Origin of the sequence: Chryseobacterium sp. C2(2020) (assembly GCF_014218915.1) — a bacterium.
In the GTDB taxonomy this organism is placed as follows: domain Bacteria; phylum Bacteroidota; class Bacteroidia; order Flavobacteriales; family Weeksellaceae; genus Chryseobacterium; species Chryseobacterium mucoviscidosis.
Genome location: NZ_JACLCT010000014.1, coordinates 1 through 14283, shown reverse-complemented (window position 1 = coordinate 14283; position 14283 = coordinate 1). Strand labels below are relative to the sequence as shown.

The 14283-nt window shown below is 36.2% G+C and carries 12 protein-coding genes; 7 read left to right on the top strand and 5 right to left on the bottom strand.

All coding sequences use genetic code 11. From position 1 onward, the window contains the following. The first annotated feature begins 9 nt into the window (after positions 1–9). From H6W52_RS09840 to uvrB, 4 genes are all read left to right on the top strand, one after another. Positions 10–2445, top strand: a complete 2436-nt coding sequence (locus tag H6W52_RS09840) for a TonB-dependent receptor plug domain-containing protein (RefSeq protein WP_108411544.1) — start codon at positions 10–12, stop codon at positions 2443–2445. A gap of 497 nt (positions 2446–2942) precedes the next feature. Then, positions 2943–3317 (top strand): BlaI/MecI/CopY family transcriptional regulator, encoded by a 375-nt coding sequence (locus H6W52_RS09835; protein ID WP_116098361.1) that lies wholly within the window; start codon positions 2943–2945, stop codon positions 3315–3317. Then, positions 3314–4726, top strand: coding sequence for a M56 family metallopeptidase (locus tag H6W52_RS09830; RefSeq protein ID WP_116098363.1), 1413 nt, complete (start codon positions 3314–3316; stop codon positions 4724–4726). Before H6W52_RS09835 ends, H6W52_RS09830 begins: the two co-directional genes overlap by 4 nt. Positions 4727–4889: 163 nt before the next feature. Then, positions 4890–6881 (top strand): excinuclease ABC subunit UvrB, encoded by a 1992-nt coding sequence (uvrB, locus tag H6W52_RS09825; RefSeq protein WP_116098365.1) that lies wholly within the window; start codon positions 4890–4892, stop codon positions 6879–6881. A 52-nt stretch (positions 6882–6933) separates the two neighbouring features. Here uvrB and H6W52_RS09820 read toward each other — a convergent pair whose 3' ends face one another. The 4 genes from H6W52_RS09820 to H6W52_RS09805 all read right to left on the bottom strand — a co-directional run bounded on the left by H6W52_RS09820 (position 6934) and on the right by H6W52_RS09805 (position 9821). Further along, positions 6934–7188, bottom strand: coding sequence for a DUF3820 family protein (locus H6W52_RS09820; RefSeq protein WP_185216661.1), 255 nt, complete (start codon positions 7186–7188; stop codon positions 6934–6936). Positions 7189–7201: 13 nt separating this feature from the next. Further along, a complete protein-coding gene (locus tag H6W52_RS09815; protein WP_116098367.1) occupies positions 7202–8287 on the bottom strand; it encodes an AI-2E family transporter in 1086 nt (361 codons plus the stop codon). Then, entirely contained in the window at positions 8287–9024 is a 738-nt protein-coding gene (locus H6W52_RS09810; RefSeq protein ID WP_116098369.1) for a beta-carotene 15,15'-monooxygenase, read from the bottom strand. Before H6W52_RS09810 ends, H6W52_RS09815 begins: the two co-directional genes overlap by 1 nt. A 74-nt stretch (positions 9025–9098) precedes the next feature. Then, positions 9099–9821, bottom strand: coding sequence for a hypothetical protein (locus H6W52_RS09805; RefSeq protein WP_116098371.1), 723 nt, complete (start codon positions 9819–9821; stop codon positions 9099–9101). Between the two features lie 47 nt (positions 9822–9868). Here H6W52_RS09805 and H6W52_RS09800 point away from each other — a divergent pair, with 47 nt between their 5' ends. Then, on the top strand, positions 9869–10846 hold the full coding sequence (locus H6W52_RS09800) for an aminodeoxychorismate synthase component I (protein ID WP_116098373.1): 978 nt from the start codon (positions 9869–9871) through the stop codon (positions 10844–10846). After that, entirely contained in the window at positions 10830–11456 is a 627-nt protein-coding gene (locus H6W52_RS09795) for an aminotransferase class IV (protein WP_116098375.1), read from the top strand. Before H6W52_RS09800 ends, H6W52_RS09795 begins: the two co-directional genes overlap by 17 nt. On the opposite strand, the gene menD is transcribed toward H6W52_RS09795, so the two are convergent. Next, on the bottom strand, positions 11453–13129 hold the full coding sequence (gene menD / locus H6W52_RS09790) for a 2-succinyl-5-enolpyruvyl-6-hydroxy-3-cyclohexene-1-carboxylic-acid synthase (RefSeq protein ID WP_116098377.1): 1677 nt from the start codon (positions 13127–13129) through the stop codon (positions 11453–11455). The two genes, H6W52_RS09795 and menD, sit on opposite strands and share 4 nt — an antisense overlap. A gap of 85 nt (positions 13130–13214) precedes the next feature. On the opposite strand from menD, the gene H6W52_RS09785 reads away from it, so the two are divergent. After that, positions 13215–14165 carry an isopenicillin N synthase family dioxygenase gene (locus H6W52_RS09785; protein WP_116098379.1) on the top strand — a complete coding sequence of 317 codons (951 nt, stop codon included), beginning with the start codon at positions 13215–13217 and terminating at the stop codon, positions 14163–14165. Positions 14166–14283 lie beyond the last annotated feature (118 nt).

Genomic DNA, 14283 nt, shown 5'->3' with positions numbered 1-14283 from the left:
TAATACAATATGAAAATTAAATACATAAGTGCCTTTTTTCTTGGAGCATCTTCCGTTCTGTATTCTCAACAGATTAATGACACCATATCAAAAGAAGGAAAAATTGATGAGGTTGCCATTACGGGAAGCCGGAATAAAAAAAGAACAGTTGTAGACACTCCGGTTCCGATTGACATCATCGACATTAAGCAGGTAAGCCAGTCAACAGGGCAGATTGAAGTTAACCAGCTTTTACAGTTTTCAGCGCCTTCATTCAATTCCAATAAACAATCCGGGTCAGACGGAGCGGATGCAGTAGATCCTGCAACATTAAGAGGACTTGGTCCCGATCAGACTTTGCTTTTGCTCAACGGAAAAAGATACCATCAGTCTTCATTAATCAATCTTTTTGGTACAAAAGGCCGTGGAAATACAGGATCGGATATGAATACGATTCCTGTAGGTGCGATAAAGAGAATTGAAGTTCTTCGTGACGGAGCATCGGCGCAATATGGTTCGGATGCGATTGCAGGAGTAATCAACGTTATTTTAAATGACCGTAATCATGGTTTTGAAGGCAATGCTTTTTATGGAGTGAATCTTTTTAAAAGTCCGGGAGATAAAGATGTGGTTTCTGACCGGAAAATAGACGGAAATACTTTTGATTTCTATGGAAACTACGGAACAAAAATAGGCTCTAAAGGCGGGTTCGGAAATTTTACGGCAGAATTTGTCAATAAAGAATATGCCATCCGTAATGCCAATCCTGAAAAATATGATGCTCCGAGACAAAGATTCGGGGATGCAAAATCACAGAATTTTTATTTTTTCGGAAATATTGAGATTCCAATATCCGATAATTTAAAATTTTATTCCAGACAGGGCTTTTCGCACAGAAATACAGACGCTTATGCATGGACAAGAAGCGCGGATGCAGACGGTAATATTCCGCAGGTTTATCCTAATGGTTTTAATCCCGTTCAGGATACAAGCATTTCAGATTTTACTTTTGATAATGGTTTAAAATTTAAAGTAGCTGACTGGGAAGTGGATGCGTATAATGCGTTTGGAAGCAACAGATTTACCTATCAGATCGATCATACCATCAATGCGACATTAGGCGTAAAATCACCTACGAGTTTTGATGCGGGAGGACATTCTCTGCTGCAGAATACAACAGGTTTTAATGCAACCCGACAGTTTTCGGTTCTGGAAGGGCTGAATGTGGCATTCGGTTCAGAATTCAGATACGAAAAATTCAATATTATCAAAGGTGAAGAAGCTTCTTACGCGATGTATGATGTGAATGGAAATGTCGTGACGGCAAATACTCCCTCAACATTATTGGTAATCAATCCTTTAAGCGGAGATGTAAGACCGGGTGGTTCTCAGGGTTTTCCCGGATATTCTCAGGAAATTAACAAGTCCAGAAATAATTTTGCAGCGTATGTAGATACTGAACTCGATATTACCAAAAACTGGATGGTAAGCGTTGCCGGAAGATTCGAAAATTATAATGATTTTGGAAGCACTTTGAACGGAAAACTGGCAACACGATACAAAATAACACCACAGTTTGCATTCCGAGGATCTTTTTCTACAGGCTTCAGAGCACCGTCTCTGGCTCAGAAATATTACAGTCTGCAGTTTACTAATTTTCAGGGAGGAAGTCTTGTAACCATTCAACTGGCATCTAATGACAGTAATCTGGCGAAAGCAGTCGGAATTCCGCAGCTCAAACAGGAGACTTCTGTGAATGGAAGTGCAGGATTTACCTTTAACACCGGAAAATTTACAGCAACAGTTGACGGCTACTACATCAAGGTAAAAGACAGAATTGTTTTAACAGGAAATTTCTCGCAGGATGATGATGCGATTGGGAATATTTTAATTGAAAACCGTATCGATCAGGCTCAGTTTTTCACCAATGCAATAGACACGAGAACTAAAGGGGTTGATGTGATTTTAAGTTTTAACGAAAATATCGGAAAAGGAAAACTGACCGCAACATTAGCCGGAAACTACAATGAAATGGAGATCACAAAGGTGAATACTTCCGACAGGCTGAAAGGAAAGGAAGACATTTATCTCAGCCCTAGGGAAAGAGCTTTTATTTTAGCTTCTGCACCAAAAACGAAGATCAATTTAAACCTGAATTATAAGATCAGTAAATTCAATGCTAATTTACAGTTGGTAAGATTTGATAAAGTGACTCTGGTAGGCTACAACGGACCGGATGATTACCAAATATACAATCCAAAAGTAACTGCGGATCTTTCTTTCGGCTACGAATTTTCAAAAAATATTAATCTGACGATCGGAAGCAAAAATCTCTTCAACCGATATCCTACATTGCAAAAAGAGGCGGCTTCAGCCGGAAATACAGAATCGGGAGGTATTTTTGATCCTGTACAGATGGGATTTGCAGGAAGACAGGTTTTTGCAAGATTTAATTTTAAATTTTAATCTGCATAATAAACGCATTAAACTTTTATTTAACCACTGTTGACAAAAGGCTTCTGAATTCAGGAGCTTTTATTTTTTACAGAAAACCAATCTTTTGATTCTTAAAATTTTAACTATTAATTTGGTAATTTTCGCTATACCAATGCACTCTAGTATTAAAACAATTGATAAAACTTATTTAAACTATTTCACAATTAACCACCAAAGGCACAAAAGAAAATGTTAAAGTAAATTTCTATAATAACCAAAACGCTCAAAAGGAATAAAAATCAAAGATTTTTAAAAACTATTGTAATCTTTTTGATTTATAACTGTTGACTTTAAATAGAAGTTTAGTTCATCTTTTGTGACTTTTGCGGTTAAACAAAAACCTTAATAACCTTATATTCAATAATTTAAAATAATTAAAGAACTTTAAATCAAAAAATTATATTACAAAATTGGTTTGTTTAAATTTTTATTCTACATTTGTAGAAACAAATAACAACTCGTAGAATATGAAAGAAATAAAACTCACCGATTCTGAGAAAGATCTCATGGAAATTCTTTGGGAAAAAGAAAAAGTTTTCATGAAGGACATTTTAGAATCCTACCCTGAACCCAAACCTGCCACAACCACTATTGCTACCCTTCTGAAAAGAATGCAGAACAAAGATTTTGTTGGCTACAAATTGTATGGAAATTCCCGCGAATATTATCCAAAGATCGCGAAAGGAGACTATTTCAAAGAAGAAATGTCTTCCATGATTGACCGTTTTTTCAACAGTTCCGTAACGCAGTTTGCATCGTTTTTTACGTCCAATGCAAAGCTTTCCCAAAAACAACTGAAAGAACTCCGTGAAATTATCGACCAGCAAATCGACGAAAAATGATGATTGTTTTAAAAATAATTCTGTGTTCTTCCTTGCTTTTGACCGTATATTATGTGTTTTTGCAGAAGGAGAAAATGTATGGCTTCAATAGGTTTTACCTTTTGTTTTCTCTTGTATTTTCTTACACCGTTCCGTTCATTTCCATTCAATCGGAAGCTCAAAAACCTCTTAATCGTTTGCAGAAAACGATTGAAGTAACACAGCAGGTTATGGACATTACGCCGAAACAGGAAAGTTTTAACTGGATGAATCTGATTTGGATTTTGTACGGAATCGTAACATTGATTTTCCTGACAAGAACTATTATTTCATATTTAAAAATTAAAAATCTGAAGGGTGAAAAAATGATCTATCAGAATCAAAATATCATCATCACAAATGAACCTATTTCGCCTTTCAGCTTCTGGAATACAATTTATTTAGGAAAAAACTATCTGATTGACAACAAAATAGATTCCAGAATATTTCTTCACGAAAAGAGTCATCTGGAACAGAAACACAGCATTGATATTATTATTGTTGAAATCATAAAGGCTTTTACGTGGTTCAATCCGTCTGTGTATTTCTACAAAAAAGCAATGATTACCAATCATGAATTTCTGGCGGACGAATCTGTCTTAAAAAATGATTTTACCATAAAAGACTATCAGAATTTAATTCTGGAAGAAATTATTTCAAGCCAAAACTATAACCTTACGCATACATTCAATTTCAAAAACACCAAAAAACGATTTATTATGATGAACACCAAAAAATCTAAGCTGGCAGACTTAAAAAAAGTAATCAGCATTCCTGTTTTAATGATTGCTTTCGGACTGTTTGTGCAGAGAACCTATGCAACTCCAATCGAAAAGATGATCGAAAAAACACAGGAAACAATATCAGAACCAGTGAAAGATCAGATCATTGAAAATAATGAAGAAAATAGTAATGTTTTCAAAAATGATGCTTTACATAACGAAACTGAGAACGTTGCAGAACTTTTAAAAAAAGCAAATACTGAAAAAGAAGTTCAGGATACCATCCGACCAAAAGAGGGTAAAAACACAATAGTAAAGCAGGAAACTTCACAAAGTACAACAAATGAAACGGTAAAAGAAGAGCCCACACTGCTTCCTCAATATCCGGGAGGGATTAATGAATTAAGGAATAATATTTCAAAATCTTTTGACGGAAATAAAGTTCTTGTAAGCAAAGAAACGTACAGAACTGAAATCAACTACACTGTTCTGGAAGACGGAAATATTGCGGATATAAAAGCATCAGGAAGCAATGAAGCATTTAATACAGAAGCAATAAATTCTTTCAAAAAAGCCAATGAAAACATCGTTTGGAAACCCGCTGAAAAAGACGGAAAACAAGTTCGTTACAGAATGAGAATTCCACTAACGATGTCTTTTCAAAATTAGGATCGATTTTTTTAAAATAAAACAGCATTCAGATTGGGTGCTGTTTTTGTTTTACATATAAAATCTGTTTGAACTTTTATTTAAAGCTGAATCTGTGGTATGAAATAGTTCCCGATGTCAAATATTTCTTTCGTATTTTTGTTAGGATAACATCACAATTTTTATGAATTTTAAACTTCAATCAGAATATAAACCTACAGGAGATCAGCCACAAGCGATAGAAAAGCTCACCGAAGGAATCGAAATCGGGGAAAAATACCAAACGCTTCTGGGAGTTACCGGATCCGGAAAAACATTTACCGTTGCCAATGTGGTGCAGAATGTACAGAAACCGACTTTGGTTTTAGCTCATAACAAAACTTTGGCGGCACAGCTTTTCATGGAGTTTAAAGAATTCTTTCCTGAAAATGCCGTTGAATATTTTGTAAGTTACTACGATTATTATCAGCCGGAAGCTTACATTGCCACAACCGGAACTTACATCGAAAAAGACCTGAGTATCAACGAAGAAGTTGAAAAACTAAGACTTTCCGCAACTGCGAGTTTACTTTCCGGAAGACGGGACGTTCTGATTGTTGCTTCCGTATCATGTATTTATGGTATCGGAAATCCGACAGAATTTCACAAATCTTTAATTTCCATTGCGATTGAGGAAAAAGTGACCAGAACCGCACTTCTCCACTCGTTAGTTAATGCACTATATTCCAGAACATTAAACGAGTTCCAAAGAGGTACATTCCGTGTAAAGGGAGATGTGATTGATGTTTTCCCGGCTTATGCGGATAACGCAATCAGAATTCAGTTTTTCGGGGATGAGATTGAAAAAATCCAGAGTTTTGATCCGGTTTCGGGAAATGTGACGGGAGCTTTTGAACAGATTCAGATTTATCCTGCCAATCTTTTTGTAACATCAAAAGAGACCTTGAACGGCGCAATCCGTGATATTCAGGATGATCTGGTAAAGCAGGTTGATTTTTTCAATTCTATTGAAAAACCACTGGAAGCCAAAAGATTACAGGAAAGAACCGAACTCGATTTGGAGATGATTAAAGAGCTAGGTTACTGTTCCGGAATTGAAAATTATTCGAGGTATCTCGACGGAAGATTGCCGGGAACAAGACCTTTCTGTTTATTGGATTATTTCCCTAAAGATTATTTGATGGTGATTGACGAGAGCCACGTTACGGTTCCGCAGGTTCATGCGATGTACGGAGGCGACCGTAGCCGCAAAGAAGCTTTGGTGGAATACGGATTCAGGCTTCCTGCCGCAATGGATAACCGTCCTTTGAAATTTGAAGAATTTGAAGCGATTCAGAATCAGGTTATTTATGTTTCCGCAACTCCGGCAGATTATGAACTGGAAAAAACAGGCGGTGCCTATATTGAGCAGATTATTCGTCCGACCGGACTTTTAGACCCTATTATTGAAATTCGTCCTACCCAGAATCAGATTGATGATTTAATGGAAGAAATCCAGAAAAGAGCGGATCTTGATGAAAGGGTTCTGGTAACGACGTTAACCAAGAAAATGGCGGAAGAATTAACAAAGTATTTCACCAAATTCGGGATCAGAACACGGTACATCCATTCCGATGTAGAAACTTTGGAACGTATCCAGATTATGCAGGATCTGCGTGTCGGACTTTTTGATGTTTTAATCGGGGTAAATCTTTTGCGAGAAGGTCTGGATTTACCGGAAGTATCTTTAGTAGCGATTCTGGATGCGGATAAAGAAGGGATGTTGAGAAGCCGAAGATCGATGATCCAAACCGTTGGTCGTGCCGCGAGAAACCTTAACGGAAGAGCCATTATGTATGCCGATAAGATCACAAAATCGATGCAGGCAACGCTTGATGAGACTGAATACCGACGTGCAAAACAAATGCAGTACAACGAAGAACACGGCAAAGTTCCGGTAGCTTTAAATAAGAAGATTTCTGAAAGCCTCGTGGGAAGAAGCAAAGATTTTCCGGATGAAAAATATACCCAAAAAGAAATTTTACAGAAAGTTGCTGAAGCCAAAGCAAGCTACACTTCTGAAGACATGGAAAAAGTAATCGCGCAAAAACAGAAGGAAATGGAAGCTGCTGCGAAAAATCTTGATTTTATTAAAGCCGCGAAATTAAGGGATGAAATTGCAGCTTTGAAGGAGTAATAAAGGATAATAAAAGTTTCGGTGGGATCTTCGATGCCGCCGGAACATTTTGCTAAAAATTATATGTTTTTTTTTTAGGCTTTTCAAAATTCATACTTTCTCCCCCCATTTGAGTGAGGCAAACCATTAAACCGTTTAATTTTATTTCGTAAACTGTTGATAACTGCATTCCCAGTTTTCCTTTGGGCATTCCTGTCCTGGCAAACCATTCCAGATAGCTTATCGGCAGATCCGCGAGAACCGTTCCTTGGTATTTCCCGAAAGGCATTTTTACGACACAGATCTCTTTTAAAATTTCAGGGTTTATTCCGTCTTCCATTTTATACCATTAAATCGATTTTATCCTCCAGAGCATTGTCATTTCCCGGAAGCTTAAGTTCAGGAGTATCATCATCCGAAAACTCGTTTCTGTATACCTGAATCAGAAGCAAAGTTAATGAAATTAAAATAGGACCGAAAACCAACCCCATAAAACCGAATAAATTCATTCCCATAATAATCCCGAAAACCGTATTTAAAGGATGAATGTCTTCCAGTTTTTTGAGCAGGGTAAAACGGAGTACATTATCCGTTAATCCTACCACAATAAGACAATAAGCAGCCAATCCCAGTCCCGCTCCGGTGTTTCCCTCTGCAATCATATAAACGCAGACAGGAACATAAACAATTGCCGCTCCCACAACAGGAATCATAGAAGCTGCCGCCGTTAATGCAAAAAGCAAAACCGCACTTGGCGCACCAAAAATAAAGTATCCTACTAAAGCAACAACTCCCTGTCCGAGAGCAACAACGGGAATTCCGATCGCATTTGCCATAATCAGCTTTCTCATTTTCTCTCCGATCATAGATACATTGGATCTTTTCAGAGGAGCCGAAGTGGATAGAATTCTTTCGAATAAACGAGGTTTTGCCAACATAAAATAAAGAATAAAATACACCGACATAACAACCGTCATTGTATTAAAAGTTCCGCTGAGGGCTTTCGTAGAAAACTGTCCTACACCGCTTTTCAGCTTATCCATATTTTCTTTGCTTAAGATATCAAACCCTACTTTATCGAAAATATAAGTATGAATTTTTTCCAGAAATACATTAAACTTATCCATGTAAGCCTGCGCATTTCCTAATTTTTCAATCAAAAGATCTCCTATAAAATAAATCGGGAGAATGAGAATAACCAGACTCGCAAACATCAGCGTTAATGAGGCAAGCCACGGTTTCCACTTTTTTTCTTCCTGCAGATAAAAATTATATCTCCTGCACACCACATATATGGTGATTGCTCCCAATACAGAAGGGATAAAAAGCGCAAGATTATAACAGATTAATGCCGCCAATATCAAAATAATTGCCAGCAGAAACACCTGCTTTATTTTGACGCTGCTTATTTGTTCATTTTTATTCATTAGTTGTTTATTATTTGTCTTGGTTTTCCTAAATGGGCACAGTAAGTAGAATACATTACGATCATGATAAACGGAAAAGTAGCTATGATGCCTATACAGCAAAGAACAATTCCGCTTATACTAATTAATCCGCCCAACAGACCTGCACCTAAAAACGTACCGTAATTTTCTTTTGCGATGTTAAAAGTCTTGCTGATTGCATCTATTGCATTTGCATTCTCAAACAAAAGGATAGGATAACCTAAAAGAAAAAGTGGATAAACAAACAAGAACGGGATCCCGCACAGTGCTGCGGAAATACCAAAAATAATGGTAGTGCATAAGCAGTACAGAAGGATATTTCCTAAATTTTGACGATACCCGATAAATAGATCAGAAAATTCTATTGTATTTTTAGTATTAAACTTATTGGCAATATAAATTAATCCTACGTAAATAGGAGAAAACAGAATGCCAAAAACACTCGAAACAGAATAATACAAAGAAGCTCCCGGTCGGGTCAAATAATTATATTGAGAAAAATCGCCATCCTCAATATCTTTAAAACCGCTAAAGCCTTCCCAGGAATTATAACCTGTAACAGACTGTAATACAAAATCGCCAATTACATAAACGATCATTGCAGCAATCGCATAAAGAAAAATTCCTTTATAGATTTCGAAAGCATGAGAAATAATAGATCCTGTATTCCTTTCCGGAACAGAACCCTGCTGATCAAATTCATCAAATTCTGACATGGTGTGATTTTTTAATGTTGTTACTACCAAATTAATCTTTTTTTGGCAGAAATAATATTAAAATCACTCCAAATTTATTCCTTTTCGGAGAAAATGGTTTTGTAAAGCGAATAAATCATCGCATTCCAGAAAGGAAATGTAAATAAACCTCCTACAAAAAACAGGGCAAATCCTATGTATTTAAAAATTACTGCAACCATCACACACACAAATATTTCCAGAAAATACATCTTCAGTGCTTTAAAATTTAAAGAAATCGATTCGAAGATGGTTCGGTTCATGAAAAACATCATCGGTGCTACAAAAACCGTAATACAAACCCAGATAACAGGCAAAATTAAGGTATTGAAGATCATGGCATAGATCAAAAACCAAAACAGACCGTACGAAATATATCTGAAAAAATTCGTTCCGTTGTAACCCGCCAGTAAATCACTGATCTCAATTTTTTCTTTTAAATCAATCTTTCTGAAAATCTGAAAAAATCCAAGATTTAAAGGGTAAAGGAAAACCAGTGTTCCCAGTAAAGCATAGCTGAAATATCTAGAATTATCCGTTTGTCCAAGTTCCGCCGCTTTTGCCAGATAAGCATCCATCCCGTTTTGATAGGCTTCGATAAGTTGCTGTTGCTGCTCCAATACTCCGAATTTTTCTGCAAAGAAAAACATTGAGGTGAAAAATATGGCAAAGTAAAGCACCGAAAACATCAGCTGAAAAATCAGCGTCTTATTCCAGTAGAAAAATGCCTGCTTCAGTATAAAATCTAATCCCGGTTTCTGTGGATATTTGTTTTCCATTAAAAAAATTTTGTGCAAAAGTAAACATCAATAATTACTTTTGCGGAATGTTTTCGGCGAATCATCAAAAATTTATAGAAATGGATAAACTTTCAGTACAGAAAGTTCCCTACTTTTTTATCATTGATTTTCTTACGGAGAATGTTGAAATCTTTAAAGAAGATGAAATTGAAAATTCGGGCTTATTAATTGATTTTCAAAACTTTTCAACCGTACAAACAGAGCCTCATTTAAACAAAAAATTAGAATGGATTTCTTATCCTGAAACTTTGGAAAGCTTTAAAACAGGGTTTGATAAAGTTCAGAAAAATATTCGCTTCGGAAATTCTTATCTGGTAAATTATACCCGAAAAACTAAAATTGAGACGAATTTAACACTAAAAGAAATATTTTATCATTCTTCGGCGAAATATAAAGTTTTTTATAAAGATTTTTTCGTATTTTTTTCTCCTGAAACTTTTGTAAAGATCAACGACGGAAAAATTTTTACCTATCCCATGAAAGGCACTATTGACGCCTCTCTGGATAATGCAGCGGAAATTCTTAAAAATGATAAAAAAGAGAAAGCCGAGCATTACACAGTGGTAGATTTGCTCCGAAACGATCTGAGCATGGTGGCAGATGATGTGAAAGTTGACAAATTTCAATACATCGATTTCATCAAAACAAAGCAAAAAGATTTATATGCCATGAGTTCCGAAATTTCAGGAAACATAAAACCTGAATTTAATGGAAAACTGGGAAGCATCATGAAAAAACTGCTTCCTGCAGGTTCTATTTTGGGAGCTCCGAAACCTAAAACACTGGAAATTATTCTGGATGCAGAAGGTTATGAAAGAGGATATTATACAGGAGTTTGCGGTTGGTTTGACGGAAAAAATGTCGACAGTTGTGTGATGATCCGTTTTATTGAAAAAGAAGGAGAAGAGCTTTTCTTTAAAAGCGGGGGCGGAATTACACACATGAGCAGGTTAGAAGACGAATATCAGGAAATGAAAAACAAAATCTATGTCCCAATTCATTGAAAGCATTAAAGTAGAAGATCAGGAAATTTTTTTATTGGAATTTCATCAAAAGCGTGTAGACCAGACTTTCGCCCATTTTGGAAAGGAAGGTACTATAGATATTGCCAAGATTTATAAACATCTTGAGCATGATGAGGACGGACTTTTCAAGCTGAGAATCGTGTATGATCTCGATAAGAAAATCCGCACTCAGATGATTCCTTATGCGATTCCTGAAATTGACGATTTTCAGTTGGTTGAAAACAACAGCTACGATTATTCTTTTAAATTTGAAGACCGGAAACAGCTCGAAAAAATGAAGATGAAATCCAAAGCCGAAGAAATCATCATCGTTAAAAACAATCACATTACAGACACTTCCTACTCCAACCTTTTATTTTTAAAAGGAAAAGACTGGTTTACTCCTTCAACGTACCTTCTGAATGGTGTACAGAGACAAAATCTTTTAAAACACAAAAAAGTAAAAGAAGCCGAGATCACTTTACAGAACATCAAGCAATTCTCTCATTTCCAAATCATTAACGCGATGAACGATTTTGACGAAAATTTCATTTATCCTTTGGACAGGATTATCAATTTACCCGGAAATGAAGAATATTTAGATCTTTAATTTTCTTTCAGAAAGTTAAAATACGATTTTTGTATATCTGCATTATGCAAAGCCTGCGTATTGATTTCCAATATTTTAGGCTGAACATCCGGTTTAAAGAAATTTTCAAGAACACGGTCTAAAGTTACCTCTTCATCTACTCTTGTGTAGGAGAATCCGAAATGTTTGGCTAAATACTCGGCATTTTTATGATGTTTTGTAGCGATAAATTCGTCTAACGTATTCGGATTGGCATTTCCCGGTCCCGGAATAATTTTGAAGATATTTCCTTCGCCGTTATTAAAAATCATGATTCTTACAAACGGAGGAATGTACTGATTCCAAAGTCCGTTAATGTCATAGAAAAAACTTAAATCTCCGGTAATCAACAAAGTAGGATTAGAATTTTTGATTGCAAATCCCATTGCTGTAGAAGTGGAACCATCGATTCCGCTCGTTCCTCTGTTGCAGTAAATTCTTCTCTTGCCGTAATCGAAAAGCTGTGCATAGCGTATTGCAGAACTGTTGCTGAAATGAATATTGTAATTTTCAGGAACAATCTGTGCTGTTTTATTGAAAAAATAAAAATCTGAAAAATCAACGGAATTTAAGAACTTTTCATGCTTTGCATCTTTTTTATCTCTTAAAACATCCCAAAGGTTAAAATAAGGTTTAGGCTCGAGATTAACGAATTTCAATAATTTAGAAAAGAAAATTTCCGGCTTTACCTCAATTTTTTCAGTCAGAGCAAAATAGGTATCGGGTTGCCAGACAGGATCAAGATGCCAATGCTGTTTGGGTTTAGCTTTTCTTAAAAACTGTTTCACCTTTTTGGAAACAACATTCTGTCCCACTGTAATCAGCAAATCTGGCGCATATATTTTAAAATCTTCTTCCGTGAAATTGAAAACGTACCGGTCTATATGCCTGAAAAATTTTTCGTGGTATAAATTTGAATTCGCTTCACTCAACACCACAACCGTATGATTTTTAACCAACTGTGTTAACTGATTCTCCAATTCCGGACTGTGATCTTTGGTTCCCACAAGAATCATGATTCTTTGCGAAGTATTCCAGTCTGCCACAAGGTTAGAAGGAATTTCGTATTCTTTTTGTTTGATTGTTCTTTCAACCGTCGGGAAAGTCGGCAATTCAGAAATCAGTTCATACAAAGGTTCTTCGAGAGGAATATTGATGTGAACCGGACCTTGTTTTTCAATACAAAGTTCAATGGCTTTTTTAATGATATCAAAATTAATGTCTTCCGCATTTTCTTTTCCGTCTTCCAAAAGCTGAAAATCTCCGTAAGAATGCTGATGAAAAAGATTATTCTGCCGGATCGTCTGTCCGTCGAAAATATCCACATAATCCGTTGGCCTGTCAGCAGTTAACACCAAAAGCGGAATATTGGAATAAAAAGCTTCCGTGATCGCCGGATAATAATTTACGGAGGCTGAACCGCTTGTACAGGTAACTGCAACCGGTTTTTTCTCGCTCATCGCCATTCCCATTCCTACAAAAGCCGCACTTCTTTCGTCCACAATACTGTAACAGTTGAAACTGTCGATCTCTGAAAAATGAATCGCCAAAGGTGCATTTCTGGATCCCGGGGAAACAATGATATCTGAAATTCCGTATTGCTGAAGAAGGTGTGCAAGTATCTGAATACTTCTTTTGGAAGAATATTTTTTCATAATACAAATTTAATTTATAAATGCGTAACACGAAATAGTTTTTAATTTAAAAATCTGTAATTTAGCAGTTCGTAAATTTCTAAAAATGGATAAAATACCTAGTGTAGACCTGCGTGATTTCCTTTCGGGCGACCCGGAACGCAAACAGAAATTTGTAAATGAAATCGGAAAAGCTTATGAAGAAATTGGTTTTGTAGCCTTAAAAGGCCATTTTCTTGATGACAAATTGGTGGATGAACTGTATGGAGAGGTAAAAAACTTTTTTGAATTGCCAACGGAAACAAAACAGAAGTATGAGATTCCGGGAATTGGCGGACAGAGAGGCTATGTAGGATTCGGTAAGGAGACTGCAAAAGGCTTCAAAAAAGGAGACCTGAAAGAGTTTTGGCATTTCGGACAATATGTGTCTGATGATTCCCAATACAAAAGCGAGTATCCTGATAATGTAATCGTTGAAGAACTTCCAAAATTCAACGAAGTAGGGAAAGAAGCTTTCCAAATGTTGGAAAAAACAGGACAGTATGTTCTGAGAGCTTTAGCGCTTTATCTTGGTCTTGATGAATTTTATTTTGATGATAAAATTGCAGAAGGAAACTCTATTTTAAGACCAATTCACTATCCGCCTATTACGGAAGAGCCGAACGACGCAGTAAGAGCTGCAGCTCATGGAGACATTAATCTGATAACTCTTTTAATGGGTTCTCAGGGGAAAGGTCTTCAGGTTCAGAATCATAAGGGAGAATGGATCGATGCGATTGCAGAACCGGACGAACTGATGATTAACGTTGGAGATATGCTTTCGAGACATACCAACAACAAACTGAAGTCTACGATTCACAGAGTGGTAAATCCGCCAAGAGAATTGTGGGGAACTTCAAGATATTCAATTCCTTTCTTTATGCATCCCGTGAGTTCAATGTCACTGAATGCTTTGGAAAACTGTGTAGACGAAAACAATCCTAAACTGTATGAAGATACAACAGCAGGAGAATTTTTACACGAAAGATTAATTGAATTAGGATTAATTAAAAAATAAATACAGACCGGGTAATTTGGAGGTCACTGAAAAACTAAATTTTTATTAACCAATAAAAAAGGAGTGTAAAACGTATAGTTTTACGCTCCTTCTTTGTATATTAACACTGCATTTAAGA